The sequence below is a fragment of the Herbaspirillum sp. RV1423 genome (assembly GCF_000577615.1).
Classification (GTDB): domain Bacteria; phylum Pseudomonadota; class Gammaproteobacteria; order Burkholderiales; family Burkholderiaceae_D; genus Herbaspirillum.
This window is the reverse complement of the sequence record NZ_CBXX010000002.1, coordinates 84,246-102,692: the sequence shown is the minus strand read 5'-3', so window position 1 is coordinate 102,692 and position 18,447 is coordinate 84,246. Positions and strand designations below refer to the sequence as shown.

Annotated in this window: 9 protein-coding genes; all 9 read right to left on the bottom strand. The window is 60.9% G+C overall.

Features of this window, described 5'->3' with window-relative positions; translation table 11 throughout:
• Positions 1 to 27 precede the first annotated feature (27 nt).
• A complete protein-coding gene (locus RV1423_RS02300; RefSeq protein WP_034292703.1) occupies positions 28 to 2,394 on the bottom strand; it encodes a DNA polymerase II in 2,367 nt (788 codons plus the stop codon).
• Positions 2,395 to 2,528: 134 nt separating this feature from the next.
• Positions 2,529 to 3,632, bottom strand: a complete 1,104-nt coding sequence (locus tag RV1423_RS02295) for a mechanosensitive ion channel family protein (RefSeq protein WP_034292700.1) — start codon at positions 3,630 to 3,632, stop codon at positions 2,529 to 2,531.
• Positions 3,633 to 3,722: 90 nt separating this feature from the next.
• Positions 3,723 to 4,394 (bottom strand): peptidase E, encoded by a 672-nt coding sequence (locus RV1423_RS02290; protein ID WP_034292698.1) that lies wholly within the window; start codon positions 4,392 to 4,394, stop codon positions 3,723 to 3,725.
• 165 nt (positions 4,395 to 4,559) lie between these two features.
• Positions 4,560 to 5,342, bottom strand: a complete 783-nt coding sequence (locus RV1423_RS02285; protein WP_034292696.1) for an enoyl-CoA hydratase — start codon at positions 5,340 to 5,342, stop codon at positions 4,560 to 4,562.
• Positions 5,339 to 6,499, bottom strand: a complete 1,161-nt coding sequence (locus RV1423_RS02280) for an acyl-CoA dehydrogenase family protein (RefSeq protein ID WP_034292694.1) — start codon at positions 6,497 to 6,499, stop codon at positions 5,339 to 5,341. Before RV1423_RS02280 ends, RV1423_RS02285 begins: the two co-directional genes overlap by 4 nt.
• Before the next feature lie 118 nt (positions 6,500 to 6,617).
• Positions 6,618 to 7,136 carry a DUF2165 family protein gene (locus tag RV1423_RS02275; RefSeq protein ID WP_034292691.1) on the bottom strand — a complete coding sequence of 173 codons (519 nt, stop codon included), beginning with the start codon at positions 7,134 to 7,136 and terminating at the stop codon, positions 6,618 to 6,620.
• A 92-nt stretch (positions 7,137 to 7,228) separates the two neighbouring features.
• Positions 7,229 to 10,846 carry an indolepyruvate ferredoxin oxidoreductase family protein gene (locus RV1423_RS02270; protein ID WP_231502021.1) on the bottom strand — a complete coding sequence of 1,206 codons (3,618 nt, stop codon included), beginning with the start codon at positions 10,844 to 10,846 and terminating at the stop codon, positions 7,229 to 7,231.
• A gap of 221 nt (positions 10,847 to 11,067) precedes the next feature.
• Entirely contained in the window at positions 11,068 to 11,604 is a 537-nt protein-coding gene (locus RV1423_RS02265; protein ID WP_051516428.1) for a toxin-activating lysine-acyltransferase, read from the bottom strand.
• Positions 11,605 to 11,652: 48 nt separating this feature from the next.
• Positions 11,653 to 18,090, bottom strand: coding sequence for a cadherin-like domain-containing protein (locus RV1423_RS02260; RefSeq protein WP_034292686.1), 6,438 nt, complete (start codon positions 18,088 to 18,090; stop codon positions 11,653 to 11,655).
• Between the last annotated feature and the right edge of the window lie 357 nt (positions 18,091 to 18,447).

The following is an 18,447-nucleotide window of genomic DNA, read 5'->3' as shown; positions in this document are numbered from 1 at the left end:
GCCGAAAACATCCGGCGGCCGGCACAGTCAGAACAATTCCTTCTGTCCCGTCACCAGCGCGGCGAAATCGTCCTGCAAGAACGGCAGGATGGCGTCGGCCACCGGTTGCAACTGGCGCGTCACGTAGTGGTCGTAGTCGATGGTCGAGCGGCGCGTTTCCAGCGGTTCCGGCCCGGCCGTGGTCATGACGTAGCTGATCCAGCCGCCGTCCTGGTATTGCAATGGCCGGCCTTGTTCGCGGTTGAATTCATCGGCCATGCGCGCCGCCCGCACATGCGGCGGCACGTTGCGTTCGTAGGCGTCGAGCGGACGCCGCAGGCGCTTGCGATAGACCAGCGCGTCGTCGAGTTCGCCGCCGAGCGTGCGCCGGACGTAGTCGCGCACGTAAGCCTGATAAGGTTCGCGCCGGAAGATGCGCTGGTATAGCTCCTGCTGGAACTGCTGCGCCAGCGGCGTCCAGTCGGTGCGCACCGATTCCAGTCCCTTGTAGACCATTTCCTCGCTGCCGTCCGGTTTGACCACCATGCCGGCATAGCGCTTCTTGCTGCCGAAATCCGTGCCGCGCACGTTGGGCATGAGGAAGCGGCGGTAATGCGTTTCGTATTCCAGCTCAAGCGCATTGTCGAGTCCGTATTCCTGTTGCAGGTGCGCGCCCCACCACGCGTTGACGTGCCGGACCAGCGCGTTGCCGATGGCGTCGGCCTGCGCTTCGCTGTGCGCCTTGCGGAGCCAGACGAAGGTCGAATCGGTGTCGCCGTAGATGACCTGATAGCCCTGCGCTTCGATCAGTTCGCGCGTGCGATGCATGATCTCGTGGCCGCGCATGGTGATCGACGACGCCAGGCGCGCATCGAAGAAGCGGCAGCCGGTCGAACCGAGCACGCCGTACAGGGCGTTCATGATGATCTTCAGCGCCTGCGACAAGGGCTTGTTCTGCTGACGCTTGGCGACTTCGCGGCCTTGCCAGATCTGCGCGACGATGGCCGGCAGGCTGTGCTTGCGGCGTGAAAAACGCGCACCGCGAAACCCCGGCACCGAGTCGGCATCGCCCGGATGGGCCAGCCCTTCGACCAGCCCGACCGGGTCGATCAGGAAGGTGCGGATGATGGACGGATACAGGCTTTTGTAATCCAGCACCAGCACCGAGTCGAACAATCCCGCCTGCGAATCCATGACGAAACCGCCCGGACTCGGCTCGCCCGGCGTGTCGCCGAGATTGGGCGCGACGAACCCGAGGCGATGCATGTGCGGCATGTAGAGATGGCTGAACGCCGCCACCGAGCCGCCATTGCGGTCAGCCGGCAAGCCCGTGACAGAGGCGCGCTCAAGCAGGAAGGACAGCAGTTCGGTCTTGGCGAAAATGCGCGTGACTAGTTCGCAATCCTTGAGGTTGTAGGCCGCCAGCGCCGGTTTGTCTTCGGCAAAGCGGCGGTCGATCTCATCCATGCGCTGGTAAGCGTTGGTGATGTCCTTGCCCTCGCCCAGCAAGGTTTGCGCGACCGACTCCAGGCTGAACGACGGAAAACTCCAGGTCGCCGAGCGCAGCGCTTCGATGCCGTCGACGATCAGGCGTCCGGCAGCGGCGGCGAAATAATGGTTTTGCTGGAAGCCGTGCTCGCGCCATTCAAGTGCGCTGCCGTCGCGGCCGAAACGCAGCGGGATCCCGAAACGTCCGGCATGTTCCTGCAGCACGCGCAGGTCGAACTGCACCACGTTCCAGCCGATGATGACGTCAGGGTCGTGCCGCGCCATCCATTGATTCAGCTTTTCCAGCATCTGCGGACGGCTGTCGCAATACACCATGTCGAAATCGAGTCCGGCGGCGTTGCCGTTGGGCGGACCGAGCATATAAACCTGGCGCTGGCCGCAGCCTTCCAGTGCAATCGAATACAGGTCGCCGCGCATGGTCGTTTCGATGTCCAGCGACACCAGCTTCAGTTGCGGACGATAACCGGGCGCGGGCTTGAGTTGCGTGTTGAGCAACGGACCGTCGCCGTTGGCTTCGCCGGAAAAGAGTACCGGCGCCGTGATGAAGCGCTCCATGAGGTAGCGTTCGGGCGGACGAATGTCTGCTTCGTAGATATCGATGCCGTATTCCCTGAGCAGCTTTTCGATCTTGATCAACTGGCGGTGCTGACGGCAATACAAGCCCAGCATGGGGCGGTGCCGGAAATCGACCAGTTGCAGGGGACGCAACTCGACCTGGCGCTCCCTTTGCAAAACCGCTTCGGCCTGCGCGCGCTGCTCGGCGGGGATGAAGGCAACCGAATGCTGCACCGGCAGGCGCACCAGACGCGGCCCGTCGTCGGTCGCCAGCCAGAACTCGACCTCCGTGCCGGCCGGCGTATCGCGCCAGTGTCTGGTGAGAAGAAAACCTGCTTGTTGTTGCGTCACGTTGCTGCCTTCGTCACGGCGCCGTTGCCGTCTGTTTCAAGATCGCGCAAGTATAGGGGATTGGCGAGGGATTGGCGGCAGTTCAGCCTGACGCCTTGCCTCCACGCTGCGCGAAAAGACGGCGCTGCGAAGGATCAGCGCTGCATCGGCGCGCCGCCGTTTATCCTGTCCGGCGCCACCGGGTCGACCGCCGACCGCAGGCGCGGCAAGGCATCGGGATGGTTGTCGGCAATGAAAGCGATCATCGATTCGCGAATCTTGCAGCGCAGCTCGAAGGCATTGCCGGAATTCTGCGCGCTCACCAGCAGGCGGACCTGCATGGCGCGTTCATTGGCGTCGGTAACCTGCAGCGCGCAGACACGCCCGTCCCATTGCGGCGCTTCCTTGCAGAGGCGTTCGAACTCCACGCGCAATGCGTCGACCGGCACGCTGAAATCCAGCCACAGAAATACCGTGCCGAGGATGGTCGACGAAGTGTGCGTCCAGTTCTCGAACGGATTCTCGATAAACCATTGCAGCGGCACGATCATGCGGCGCTCATCCCAGATGCGCACGACGACGAAAGTACCGGTGATTTCTTCCACGCGTCCCCATTCGCCGTTGACGATCAGCACGTCGTCGATGCGGATCGGTTGCGAGAAGGCGATCTGCAGGCCGGCGATGAAGTTGCCCAGCACCGGCCGCGCCGCGATACCGGCGACCAGCCCGGCCACGCCCGCCGACGCCAGCAGGCTGGCGCCGAACTGGCGCGCCCCCGGCAACGTCAGCAGCACGAACGACAACCCCAGCAGGCCGATGATGAAATAAGCGCTGCGCGTCAGCACGCGCGTCTGTGTCAGGATGCGACGCGCCTTGAGATTGTCGGCGACGTCGTAGGGGTTGAGCTGGATGACCGTGGCGCTGACCGACTCGATGCACTTCATCGCCAACCAGGTCAGCGCCAGTATCAGCGCCACCGTGCCGATATAGGACAAGGATTGCAATCCCGGCGTGTCGTCCGGAGCAGCGGTCAACACCAGGCGCACGGCAAGCAAGACCGCACATAACTGGCTCGCGCGAAACGCGATGTGGGTGGCGTTGGTGGTAAACGGCCGGTTGCGCACCAGCCGTCGCAACAGCAGGATACCCGCCCGATGCACGATCAGCGCGAGCGAAATCGCCACAACGGCGGCAACGGCGACGATCAGGCCGGACTGCAATGGCCCCCGCGGCAAGTCGTTGAGAAAAGGTATTTCCATGTGCGGCTCCTGTCTGGATGTCAGACAGGAAGATCGCTGATGCGGGCGACAGTTCCCGCAGCGCATGGCCCTACGGTCCGATAACCGGCTTTAATTCTCCGCCAGCGTCGCTGAACCCTGCTTGCTGACCAGATAGGCTCCCGCGCCGGTCCTTCCGGCCACGACCCGCACCGGTTTGCCGTCGATGAAATGCAAGGCCGCGCCGTCGTCGATGGCGACGCCGGCCGGGATTTTTTCAGCACGCACGAATTGCTCGAAAGCCGGTCTGCGCTCCGCTTCCTGGGAATAATGCGGACAGCAGCTTCCGCGCAGAAAACCCAGTCCGTCAATCGGCGCCAGCATGCCGGCATGGGAATCGGTGACGCCATGCTCGAACCAGCAAATCGCGCCCGCGCTGACGCCGGCCAGCACGGCGCCGTTTTGCAAGGCTTCCTTCAGGATGTCGGCAAAACCCCATTCACGCCATATGGCCAGCATGCTTCTGGTGTTGCCGCCGCCGACGAAAATCACGTCCTGCGCCATCGTCCAGTCCCGCAGGTCGGGCGTGCGGCCAAAAAAAGACAAATGCGTCGGCATGCATTCGAGCGCGGCAAAGCGCGCATAAAACTTCAACAGAGAGGCCGCCGCATCGCCGCTGGCGGTCGGCACGAAACCGATGCGCGGATGCGCCGTGCGGGCTTGTTGCAGGATGTACTCATCGAGCGAAGGATCGCTCTCGGTCGAAAAACCGCCGCCGCCCAGGGTGATGATTTGCTGTTTCATTTTCAGGCTGAATGCAATGTAGATTCGAATGGGATCAAAACGGGAACCAAAAACCGACGTTATGATGCCATGCAAAACACAAAATGTTGCAACCGAAAAACATAAAAGCCGGAAGTTTTCGCTTCCGGCTCCCCCTGCTTCTTTCCAGAATCGCAACTTCTTGCGTCAGGCGTTTTTCCATTCCGGACTGCGTTTTTGCAGGAAGGCATTCACACCCTCCTTCTGGTCCTGGGTGCTGAACAGGTCGAGGAACAGCTCGCGCTCGATCGGCAGATTGGCTGCCGGCGGCTGATGCCGCGCGCCCTGGATCAGTTTCTTGCTGGCCGCGACGCTGGACGGGCTTTGCTTGTCGACCTGCCTGGCCAGTTCGAGCGCACGCGCTTTGGCCTGCCCTTGCGGCACGACTTCTTCCACCAGGCCGATGCGCAAGGCGGTGTCGGCGTTGACGCGCTCGCCGCACAGGATCATGCGCTTGGCCCAGCCTTCGCCGACCAGCCAGGGCAGCAACTGCGTGCCGCCGGCACACGGCAGCAGCCCGACCGATGCCTCCGGCAAGGCCATTTGCGCCTGCGTTTCGGCGATGCGGATGTCGCAAGCCAGCGCACATTCCAGCCCGCCGCCCATGGCATAGCCGTTGATGGCGGCAATCGACACGCCGCGGAACCCGCTCAGCGTCTCGAAGGCTTCGCCGAAACGGCGCGCCATTTCACGCGCCAGCGCCTTGTCGCCGTCGGCGAACAGCTTGAGGTCGGCGCCGGCGGAAAAGAATTTCTCGCCCTCGCCCGTGACCACCATGCTGTAGATGTTGCGGTCGTCATTCAGGTCGCCGACCAGGCGCGTCAGGTCGGCCAGCCCCTCCTGCGTCCAGGTATTGGCAGGCGGATTGGCGAGCGTGACGACGGCGGTATGGCCCACCGTGTCGAGACGCAGGTTGGCATAGGAAGTCATCGGATGTCCTCGTTGGATTCGTTGTTGAGCAGATGGCGCGCGATGATCACGCGCATGATTTCGTTGGTGCCTTCCAGGATCTGATGCACGCGCACGTCGCGGAAATAGCGTTCCAGCGGATATTCGCGGATGTAACCGTAACCGCCGTGGATCTGCAGCGCCTCGTTGCAGATCTTGAAACCGAGATCGGTGGCGAAGCGCTTCGCCATCGCGCAGTAAGTCGTGGCGTTGGGCGATCCGGCGTCGAGTTTGACGGCGGCCAGGCGCACCATCTGGCGCGAAGCGACCAGTTCGGTCTGCATGTCGGCCAGCTTGAATTGCAGCGCCTGGAAGTCCGCAATCGGACGGCCGAACTGCTTGCGCTCCTTCATGTAGGCGTGCGCGGCGTCGAGCGCCGCCTGCGCCGCACCGACCGAACAGGTGGCGATGTTGATGCGGCCGCCGTCCAGTCCCTTCATGGCGAACTTGAAGCCTTCGCCTTCCTGCCCGAGCAAATGACTGGCCGGCACCTTGACGTTGTCGAAGCTGATGGTGCGCGTGGGCTGGCTGTTCCAGCCCATCTTGACTTCCTTCTTGCCGTAACCGATGCCGGGCGTATCGGCCGGCACCACGATGGCCGACACGCCTTTGGCCCCCTCGCCGCCGGTGCGCGCCATCAGCACCAGCACGTCGGTGGCGCCCGCACCCGAGATAAAGGCCTTGGAACCGTTGATGACGTAATGGCCGTCGACCAGCTTGGCGGTAGTCTTGAGCGAGGCGGCATCGGAGCCCGAACCGGGTTCGGTCAGGCAATAAGAGCCGATCTTCTTGCCGGCGGCGAGCGCTTCGCACCAGCTTGCCTTGACTTCAGGAGTCGCCCAGGATGCGATCATCCAACTGACCATGTTATGGATGGTGAGGAAAGCCGCCGTCGACGGGCAGGCGTGCGCCAGCTCTTCGAACACCACGGTCGCGTCGAGGCGCGACAAGCCGAGGCCGCCCGCCTCTTCCGGCGTGTACAGGCCGCAGAATCCGAGCTCGCCGGCCTTGGCGATGACGTCGACAGGGAAATACGCTTCTTCGTCCCACCTGGCCGCATGCGGCGCCATCTCGCCGGCGGCGAAGTCGCGCGCGCTGCTCTGGAAGGCCAGTTGGTCTTCGTTCAGTTCAAAATCCATGGAGGGTCTCCTCAGTCTATTGATATATTTTATTGTGCCTGTACAGGCATTACAGCCGAATCACTGTCCAATTGCAGCCTAACGCAAAAAGCAGAAGCCGGCTGTCATCGGCGCGACATTAACCCATCGTTTCCGCCGGCGCCTCAATCGTGTCGATATCCGGCTGGTTCACGAAAATCATGACGCCGATGATTGTCATGCAAAAACGGAAGGCCGCATCTTGTCCCTTCCATGTCGGCGACTGCCACATGACGAACCACTCGCCGCCGATCACCAGGAAACCGACAAACCAGACGACAAAACCGATCGTGCAGCCGACCAATACGCACCGCTTGCCGGCGTTGAAGACGGCGCCGCTGGCATGGCGCCGTTTCCACAATTGCAGCGTCCCCGCCAGCAACGCCAGGCATGTCGCCGCCTCGCCCGCAATGATCAGCCAGTAAGCGGCATGCCACAGTGCTTCTTCCGTGATGGCGCGATACATCAAAGCATTGCCGGGAAACGTCGTGTCCATCGACAGGACGTGCCGCACGAAGGCGTAATTGGACTGGTAATCGGTGACATTATTCACCGTCACCAGAAACGCAAATGCGGCGAGCGACAGGCACAGGATCATTTTTATCGGACGTATGGACATGCATTTCTCCATTGGGATTGGGACTTGATTGACAAGACAATTGTCGATAGCACAACAATTGACGCCCATGTTTCCCAATGAAAAACTTCTGTCTATGCCGCTTCCAACGGGACAGGAAGCGGTTTCCGATAACGCGCCAGCAAATCCTGCTGCTTGATGCGCGCTTGCGCCAGCGCCTTGTCCTTGACGTGGCCATAGCCGCGGATCTGCTCCGGCAACTGCGCGATCTCGATAGCCAGCGCCAGCTTGTCCGCACTCAGCTCATTCAACAGCAAGCCCACCGCCTCGAGATATTCGGCGATCAGGCGGCGCTCCGCTTTGCGCTCTTCGGTGTAACCGAAAATGTCGAAGCTGCCGCCGCGCAAGCCCTTGAGTTTCGCCAGCAACCTGAACGCCGGCATCATCCACGCACCGTAATTCGCCTTGACCGGACGGCCTTGCGCATCCTTTTTCGAAAATAGCGGCGGCGCCAGGTTGAAGCTCAGCGTGAAGTCGCCTTCAAATTGCTGCCTGAGCTGCTCCATGAAACGTCCGTCGGCATACAGGCGTGCGACTTCATACTCATCCTTGTAAGCCATCAGTTTGGACAGATTGCGCGCCACCGCCATACTGAGCTTGTCGCCGAGATTCAATGCCGCTTCCTTCTGGCGCACCAGTTCGACGAAACGTGCGAAGGATTGTGCATAGGCCGCATCCTGATAGTCGGTCAGGAAAGCCACGCGACGCTTGATCAGCTTGTCCAGCGTTTCCGGCATGCGGACCACCACCGGTTGCGCCGGCACGGCGATGCGCTCAACGCGCGCCGGATCGACGGCGGCGCGGCGGCCCCACAGGAAACTGGTCTTGTTGGATTCGACGGCGACGCCGTTCATCTCGATGGCGCGCAGCAAGGCGGCTTCGCTCAGCGGCAATTCGCCGCGCTGATACGCGTAGCCGAGCATGAACAGATTGGTCGCGATCGAGTCGCCCATCAAGGCCGTCGCCAGACGCGTGGCGTCGATGAAATCGGCTTGCCGGTCGACCGATTCCAGGATCAGCGCCTTGACCTCCTCGAAGGGAAACTGCCAGTCGGGATTTTTCGCAAACTGTCCCGGCGGTTGCTGATGCACATTGACCACAGCGCGCGTGCGGCCCGGACGCATCTTGGAAATCGCGTCGTGCGAACCGGCGGTCAGCATGTCGCAACCGAGGATCAGGTCGGCCTCGCCGGTGGCGATGCGCTGGGCGCGGATCGCCTGCGGCGTGCGCGCGATGCGCACATGCGAGGTGACCGAACCGTTCTTTTGCGACATGCCGGTCATGTCCAGCACCGATGCGCCTTTGCCTTCCAGATGCGCGGCCATGCCCATCAGCGCGCCGATGGTGATGACGCCGGTGCCGCCGATGCCGTTGATGAGGATGTTGAACGGCGTGTCGCAGGATGGTATTGCCGGTTCCGGCAGCACGCCGAAATCGTCGGCGCTGTCCTTCTTGATGACGCCGGTCTTGGACTTCTTCAGCTTGCCGCCGCTGACGGTGACGAAGCTCGGGCAAAAGCCTTTGACGCAGGAATAGTCCTTGTTGCACGAGGATTGATCGATGGCGCGCTTGCGGCCGAACTCGGTCTCCAACGGCAAAATCGACGTGCAGTTGGATTGCACGCCGCAGTCGCCGCAGCCTTCGCACACCGCCTCGTTGATGAACAGGCGCCGGTCGGGATCGGGATAGTCGCCTTTCTTGCGGCGACGGCGTTTCTCGGCGGCACAGGTCTGGTCGTAGATGATCACGGTCACGCCGGGCAACTCGCGCAACTCACGCTGCACCGCGTCCATGTCCTTGCGGTCATGGACGGTTGCCAGTGCCGGCAGGTTGGAGCGGTCGGCGTAGCGGCTGATGTCTTCGCTCACCAGCGCGATGCGCTTGATGCCTTCGGCGGCCATCTGCTGCGCGATCATCGGCACGGAAGTCGTGCCGTCAACCGGCTGGCCGCCGGTCATCGCCACCGCATCGTTGTAGAGGATCTTGTAGGTCATGTTGACGTTGGCCGCCACGGCAGCGCGAATCGCCAGATAACCCGAGTGGAAATACGTACCGTCGCCGAGGTTGGCGAACACGTGCGGCACCAGAGAAAACGGCGCCTGCCCGATCCACGGACCGCCCTCGCCGCCCATATGCGTGGTCAGCTTGTTGAATTCCGGATAGATCGCCGTGGCCATCACGTGACAGCCGATCCCTGCCAGCGCAAAGCTGCCTTCCGGCACCTTGGTCGAGGTGTTGTGCGGACAACCCGAACAGTAATACGCCGGACGCGGCGGCGTGCTCACCGCCTTGTTCAGTACCGCATCCTTGGCGTCGAGGAAAGCCAGCCGCGCCTTGATCAGGTCGCTGGTGTGGAAACGCGCAATGCGCGCCGCGATCACGCGCGCAATCTGCGCCACCGAGAAATCCGCCTTGGAGGTCAGCAGCCACTCGCCGCGCGGCGCCACCCATTCGCCCTTTTCATCGAACTTGCCGATCACGCGCGGCCGCACGTCGTCGCGCCAGTTGTAGAGTTGTTCCTTGAGCTGGTATTCGACCATCTGGCGCTTTTCTTCGACCACCAGGATTTCGTCGAGGCCCTGCGCGAATTCGCGCACGCCTTCCGGCTCCAGCGGCCACGGCATCGATACCTTGAACAGGCGCAGGCCGATGTCGGCGGCGAATGCCTCGTCAATGCCCAGTTCGCTCAGCGCCTCCAGCACGTCCAGATAAGACTTGCCCGAGGCGATGATGCCCAGCCGCGCCTTGGGGCTGTCGATCATCACGCGATTGAGCTTGTTGGCGCGCGCGTAAGCCAGCGCGGCGTAAATCTTGTAATCCTGCATCAGCGCTTCCTGCTTGCGCGCCTGCACGCCCAGCGTGTCGGTCGATAAACGAGCGTTGAGGCCGCCTTCGGGCATGACGAAATCGACCGGGTATTTGATGTCGATGCGGAAAGGATCGGCATCCACCGACGCGCTCGACTCGACCGTATCGGCCAGCGCCTTGAAGCCCACCGTGCAGCCGGAGAAACGCGACATCGCCCAGCCATGCAGGCCGAGGTCGAGGTATTCCTGCACATTGCAGGGATACAGCATCGGAATCATCGATGCCGAAAAGATGTGATCGGATTGATGCGGCAGCGTCGACGAATACGCGCCGTGATCGTCGCCCGCCACCAGCAGCACGCCGCCCCTGGCCGACGTGCCGGCGTGGTTCATGTGCTTGAGCACGTCGCCGCAGCGGTCCACGCCCGGCCCCTTGCCGTACCACATGGCGAACACGCCGTCGACCTTGGCCGGGCCGATCAGGTCAACCTGCTGCGTGCCCCATACGGCAGTGGCCGCCATGTCTTCATTGGTGCCGGGCTGGAATTTGATCTTGTGCGCGTCGAGATGCGGCTGCGCCCTCCACAAGGCTTCGTCGAGCCCGCCCAGCGGCGAACCGCGATAGCCGGAAATGAAGCCTGCCGTGTTGAGTCCTGCTTTCCGGTCGCGCAGGTATTGCAGCAGCGGCAAACGCACCAGCGCCTGGATGCCGGACAGGAAGATCGAACCCGAAGTCGCGGTGTATTTGTCGTCGAGACTGACCGCCGCGAGCGGTGCTGAAATCGAGACGGAACTTGCTGCAGAGGTTGCTGCCGGCTGCACTGCCCGCCCCGACCGGTCAGGGGCTGACAATTCAGCAGGCTCGGCTGCCGAACGGTATTCCATGTACGTCTCCAAAATGATTATTCAGATATCGCCTGCCATTACTGCATCGGGTACGATGCGTCACTGCCAGACAAAACGACCGTGGTAGCGGTCTTCACAACAATCCGTTCACCGAAACTGCTGTGACTGAAGTCTATTCTTTTAAGAGAAGACCAAGGAAATACCGATTGTCGATGGTGGTATAAGTTTTAAATATACCCCATCGATCCCTTCAAAAGCATTCAATGCAAGGGCGTGGTTGCCGGGACGGTTGCCGTTTCGGCTGTACTGCCAATCTTCTGGCCGGGGACCAGGCTTCTGACCTCCAGTTTCCGCGTGGCCTGACTGAACGCCAGATAATTCACCAACGGACGGTCGGCGAATTTGAGCTGAGCCAGTTCATCCAGTATCTCCGTCTCCCCGCCAAAGGGCGCAACCACATCGATCAGCCAGGCATGTTCGCCCGACCGCCACTCATGCGGCGCCAGTTTTCCCTGCCCCTGGCTGAGGCGCGCATGAACTTCATCGCCGACGAACGCCCAGGTCATGAAGGCAAACGGCATCTTTCCCCGCATAAAGAGACGGCACTGGTCGAGCACCACCGGCGGCATCACCGCCCAATCCAGGTCGGCCATGAAGAGGAAACGCCGGTCCTGGGTACGTCCGTACAGCCAGGCCACCGGGCCCAGCATCGACAGTTTGTCCAGGGCCGCCTCGGCCTCCTCTATGGCAGACTGCTGCGTCTTGCCGTCTGCATCGTTCGCTTGTGTTGGTGTCATTGCATTTCCTGTCGTTTCGCGTGTATCCATTCTCGTGCTGCCATCGATTTATTTCGCTGTCGCAAGCGCCTGCTGCCGGCCGAATTCCGGCGTCGCCAGCAAGGCCTGGGCAGCCGTGTCCGACCAGTTGCCGTTTTTCGCATAGGCATAGGCCAGATCGCCGCCGATGGCGGCCGTATCGCTGCCTTGCAGATGCGCCTTCAGCAAGGCGTCTGCAACGCTCCAGCTATTGAGCGCGGGCGCGGCCTGACGCGCCTGCTCGAACTGTTGCACCACCTGATTGAAATCGAATTGCGCCACCTTCTTGTTGCGCATCTTGTCGCCGGATGCGGCGTTGTAGTCGGCGCTGCCTTCGATGACCATTTGCAAGGTCGACAGATTGTGCGATGCCGTGGTCGGGTACCAAGTCTCGTACCAATTCTTGAAGGTGATCTGGTCGTTGTTGCCGGTCGACAGCAACAGATCCAGGCCCGACTTCTTCAATTGCAAGTCCGCATAGCGGATTCCACCGCCCAGCGACAGCGTCTTGTCCTCTCCCATGATCAGATTGACGCTGTCGCGACCGTCGCCGCGGTTGAAGGCGATGACGTCGCGGCCGTCCGAGGTCGTCATGGTATCGTCGCCTCGTCCGCCGATCAGCAGGTTGTTGCCGCGGCTATGCAATAAAGTATCGTTGCCGTCGCCGCCGTGGACGAGGTCGTTGCCGGCGCCTCCCGACAGATAATCGTTACCGGCGCCGCCATAGAGAATGGTATTGCCGCGGCCGGCATAGACGGTGTCATCGCCCCATTCGGCATACAGGGTCTGGGCATGGGTGTTGTTGAGCGATACATTCTCGCTGCGGTCGGTCAGATGCAATGGATAGGCGGCAAGCAACTGTTCGGGCGACCAGGTCACGCCGTCGGCGAAGCTGAATTGCGCCGGTTTCAGGTGGTCGGCAAGGAAATAGCTGCGGATGGTGACCGTGTCGTAGCGGCCGTAGCTGATGATCAGGTCCCAGTCGTTGCGCTTCAAGCCCTTGAGGCCGGTCGAGGCGATGTCGGCAAATTGGATGATGTCTTGATTGTCGTCGGTTCCGGTGTTGTAGCCGTTGTTGTAGATTTCAACCATGTCGTCGCCGGACCCGGTGCGGAACACATAGGTGTCGCTGCCGTCGCCGCCGATGAGCCGGTCCATGCCCGCGCCGCCGTCCAGAATATCGTTGCCGTCGCCGCCATAGAGCGAGTCGAAACCTTTGCCGCCGCGCAAGATGTCGTTGCCGCCGCCGCCGTAGAGCATGTTATAGGCATCGTCGCTGCCGATGAGCGTGTTGTCGAGGTTGTTGCCGGTGCCGGTTTGCATGCCGCTGCCGGTCAGGACGAGGTTTTCCAGATGGTGGCCCAGCGTGTAGCTGACACTGGACCGGACGGTATCGATGCCTTGGTCGGCATATTCCACCGCCACGTCGCCGGACTGGTCGACGATATAGGTGTCGTCGCCCGCGCCACCGATCATGCGGTCGGCGCCCTTGCCGCCGTCGAGCACGTTGTCGGCGCGGTTGCCGACAAGCACGTTGTCCAGGTCGTTGCCGGTGCCGCGCTCTGCGAAATACGTTATGTGAGGAATGAAGTCGCTAGGAATTCCTATGGCGATCTCCCCTGTCACACTAGGAAATTCCTCAGCAACATCGGAGAGGATCAGATTTTCCACATTGGCCCCGAGCACATAGTCGATGCCGGCAATCACGGTGTCATTGCCTTCATCGGCGTGTTCGACGACGACGTCGCCGGCTTGATCAACAATATAGGTGTCATTGCCGACGCCGCCGATCATGCGGTCGGCACCCTTGCCGCCGTCGAGCACGTTGTCGGTGCGGTTGCCGACAAGTATGTTGTCCAGGTCGTTGCCGGTGCCGCGCTGCGCAAAATACCCCATGAGGGGACTGAAACCGCTACCGGTTCCTATAGGAATCTCACCCATCACAGGAGCCGCTTCATTGGCCGCGTTGGCAACATCGGTCAGGGTCAGGTTCTCCACATTGGCGGCCAGCACGTAGCCGTCCAGGCTGGTGCGCACGGTGTCCACGCCTTCGTTCTCTTTCTCGATGACGGTGTCGCCGCGGTCGTCGACGACGTAGATGTCGTCGCCCGTCCCGCCGGTCATGGCGTCAGCTCCGGCGCCGCCGTCCAGGATGTCGTCGCCTGCATCGCCCTGCAACTGATCGTTGCCGTCGCCGCCCGAGAGCATGTCGTTGCCAGCGCCGCCGAACAGGGCATCGGCGCCGCTGCCGCCGTACAGGTTGTCGTCGCCCTGGTCGCCCGACAAGACGTCGTTGCCGATGCCGCCGTCGAGCAGGTCGTTGCCGGCGCCGCCAAAGAGGATGTCATTGCCTGCGTCACCGAATAGCGCATCGGCGTCGTCGCCGCCCAGGATCATGTCGTTGCCATTGCCGGCAAAGACGGTGTCGCGCCCTGCACCGCCCACCACGACATCGTCGTCGGCGCCGGAATGGATAACGTCGTCGCCGTCGCCGCCTTCGATCACGTCGCTGCCCTGATCGTCGAAGATAAAGTCATTGCCCTTGCCGCCGACGATATGGTTGCTGCCGGTGGTGCCCACCAGCGTGTCGTCGGCGTCGCTGCCCTTGATGTCGGTCGCTTCGGAGAACGGTTTGCGCGTGTAGACTTCCTGCGTGCCGTCGGGCTCGGTGAACACGACCCGGTCGGTAGTCTGAAACGCCACGTCGGCCGCCTGCATGGCGCTGCCGTCGGTCATCGTTACCTGCGCCATGCCGTGGATAACATTGCCGTTGGAGGTGGAGAACTTCTTGTCGCTGGTGAGCGATATTTCCTTGATGCCGGCCTTGTCGAGGCTCATGATTTCGCCGTCGTCGGAGACGCCGTTGCCGTTGGCGTCCTGCCAGACGCGCAGCTTGCTCCACACCGCGTCGGCGGCGCTGATCTTGCCATCGTGGTTGGTGTCGAACGCCGCCAGGCCTTCCAGGTCAGTCTGCGCGCCAGGTAGGTAGTCCTTGAAGCTCAATTCGCCGCGCCCGGCAATCTTGCCGTCGCCGTTGGCATCGAAGGCCAGGAAACCGTCGCCGCCGGTGGTCCAGCCCATCTGGTAGCGCCAGCCGTCGTTTTTGATGTCGTAGTAGGCGTTGCTGTTTTGCGCCGATTGCAGGGTGATGCCGTTACGGTCGAGGTCGAGGACGATGGGATTTTCAAAAGTTCTCGGTGCATGCCAATCCGGAAGACGCACCGTCACCATCCTGGACACAATAGCGCCCTGCTCGTCTTTCACTGTGATATAGAACGCGTCTTCGTCGGCTTTATTGCTCGCCAAGATAGCAGGACCGCCTTCAGGAGGGTTGGACATGCCCTCGCGCGACGGCCTTGTGTTGTATTGCTGAGGAAGATAAGCCCATGTGCCGTCGTTGCCGACAACGACCCTTCCGTATTGAGTCTGGTATGACATGGGATTTTTCGTGCTCAAGTCGTTCAAGGTGCTCCATGGAACCCCGCCAACGACGTCAAGAACCGACCCCGCATTGCCTACATTCCATGGTGTTCCTGTGAGCGCCGTTCCGGTACTGACGCCGTAAGACAGGCTGTGACTATCCACATCGGTGGCGGTAATTTTCCCCCAGTACGTCTCAACATAGTCCGTCGGCTGCGGGCTGCCACGCCAAGGTTGATAGACAGGATACGTAGCGGATTCCGGATGGTAATTACCAGTTGGAATTATATTCACGATGTTTGCAGGGTCACCGCTAAAATCACCGGGTGCAAAAGTCGCGTACCCATAGATGAATTTCTTGACATGACCGTCACTAACAATCACCGGTGCATCATTGATCGCCTTGAACGTTATCGCCACATCTGTAGTCGCTGTACCGCCGTGACCATCCGACACCGAATAGCTGAATCCGGCATCGCTGCCACTGTAGTCGCGATCCGGCGTAAAGTGCACCACACCGTTTTGCAAGCTCACCGTACCGTGCTTGGCGTCGCTCACCCCCGTCATCGTCAAGGCCGAACCGCTGGAGCCACCAACAATGTCGTTCTTCAACAGATCGCTGGCAAGAATGTCCAAGGGAATATCTTCAATCCCCTGACTGATGCGGTCCTTGCCAGGCTTGATGTTGGACAGGTCTTCAGTGCGCGTGACGATCATCGAGACTGTGCCGCTGCTGCTTTCGACAATAATGCCGCCGTCGACGGTGTGCGTGCGCGTACCTACCGCATCGGCTTGCAGGTCGGGACTGCTCATCTGCCAGGTCTGGCCGTTGCGGTCGTAGCTGCCAAGCTTGTAATGCAGCGCAGTGATGCCGAGTTCCTTTAACGTCTTGGTCTCTCCGGTATCGACGACGCCGTTGCCGTTGGCGTCTTGCCAGATGCGCAGTTGATCGAACACCGGATCAGCCACGGTGATGTGACCGTCAGCGTTGGCGTCGACCCAGCGCATGCTCGCAAGTCCCTTGACCGCATCGGCCACAAAGCCGTTCGAGAACAGCTCGCTGCTGTCGTCGATGAAGCCGTTGTAGTTGCGGTCGAGTACGAGGAAGCCGTCCTGCTTGCTGATCCACGAGGTGTTCTTGAAGAAGCCGCTGTTGTCGATGTCGAAGTAGACGTTGGTGGCGCTCTTGCCGACCACCTGCACGCCATCGCCGTTCAGGTCGAGCATGATGGGGCGCCAGGTTTGGCTGCTGGCGTTCTTATCCGGTGCAGCGGCGAGTTGATTGTTGCGTTGGGCGCGTTGCAGTTCGGTGAGGCCGGCTTGCGGGTCGTTGGCTTGCGTTTGCAGGCGTGCCGTGTCGACTTCCCATTGCGGCGCGATGGCTTCTCTTCCCAATGCTGAATAGATGAATTGTTCGTTGAGCGTGCGGAAGAATTCAGGGCTGCCGACCGCTGCATTCCTGGGGCGGCCTTCGGTGTCGTAGGTAATGCTGCGGTCCTTGCCGGTGACCGGATCAATGTCGGTCAGTATGGCGCCGCCCGTGTCGTAGTGCAGGCCCGGCAGCCGATTGGCGATCAGGCCGAGCTTGGCGGCGGGGTTTTGTGCTTGCGCCTGATTCATGATGGCCTTGAGGGTATCAAGGTAACTGCTCAGGCGTCCGACCAGAATGCGGTCGCCGCCTCCTGCTGTATAGCGGATGTCTATGCCGACGCTGCCGTCGGCATTCCATTTGTAGCCGCCGCTGGCCGATGGCAGATCGTCGTCGCCGGTCACCATGCTGTAGACGGCATAGGCGCCGGCAATCATTTGCCCGTAGACCGGAATCAGGGACAGCATGGCAACCGCCGCGCCGACATAATTTCCTTGCGTGAGGCTATAGACGAGATTGATATAGGGAAGCGCTTCACCTACCGCGCCGATGGCGCCGCTGGCGCTGCCGAATTTTTCCGCGGCGGCGGCTTGCGTCAGTGCGCTGGCTTGCTGCGTGGCGGTGTAACCCAGCGAACTGGCATAGGCCGATGCGCTGTAGCTGACAAGATTGGCGCCGGCCACCAGGCTGCCGACGGCATCGCCCTTCTGGATGTTCTTTTGTAGATTGATCAGACTGGCCACCGCGCTCACCGCCGAACTGGCTCCGGAGAGGACGGTGTTTTTCGGGTCAATCGCCGCCAGCGTGTTGATCCCTGCCCCCACGATCGGCAACGGCTTGCCGCTCTGAATCGCTTGCACCAGACCGAGGAAGCTGGCAGTCACGGCCAATGCATGGGAAAGGTTTTGGGCGCCGCTGTCAGTGGTGGTTTCGGAACCATGCTTGATGGTTGACTTGGCGCCATCGAAATTCTGATTGGTCCAAATCTCCTCACCAGCGGCATCGGTGTTTTTAAAGCGATAGGCAATCTCTCCGTCGGCATTGATCGTGAGCGTTTCCCCACTCTTGAGCAGAACAACAGCACCGGCCGCACCTTGTTCTTCTCCATGAGCATTCACCCCGCCAGGCAATGCGTAGACGATGGCATCAGTCGTGTCCTTGTTTGCCAGCAGAATATCGAGCTTGGCATTGACGCTGTCAGCCAAGTCTTGGGAAGCGGTATCGATGCCGCCACCAGGCGTCGGCCTTTCAAAGAGATTGGAAATGCTGTCGGATAAACCACGTGCGGGTGCATAGAGCAAATTGAGACCGGGCACTTGTTGCAGGATCGACTTTTCCAATTGGCGCGCAGCATCTGGACCAAATTTGATAACCATCTCCTTGCTGGCGGAGGAAAGCATATTCAGGCCAATTGCCGCATCGGAGACCGATGCATTCGGACCGAAGAAAGTATCGAAGCCTCCGCCAACCGCCGACACAAATGCAGGATCGGTCAGAATGCCGACACCGAACTTGCCGACCGTCTCGGCAATGGCTTGCTTGTTGACTTCAATAAATTTGGCGCGTTCGACCGGGTTGCCCAGAATCGCTTGGCCGACTGTGGTGGTGACACCGGTATTGGGATCTTTATATTGCTCACGCCAATAGTAGAAAGAGCCACCCCAGCCGCCTATGGTCATGTGGCCCGTGTTGAGAGCGGAGCCAATGTCTCGACGCAACTGCTCAGAAAACGGTGGTATCCCATTTGATCTTTGTATATCCACATACACCTGCTCACCAATTTCATTGGAAATCTTCTGAATATAGGCGTCATTAGCAGGCTGCCCATTCAGCGCCAATCCATGTTTAGTAGCGGCACGTATAAACGCCGAGGCAGGCGATGACACATCACCTTGATTGATCGGCCCTGCCTGCTCGAACCAATAAGCCTGATCAGCACTTACGCCAGAAATACGTCCAGCTTTGATTTCATCGGAGATATACCGATACATAGCGGGATAGCTTTTAGACTTTCCGAAGCCGTCGATTTTTGCCAT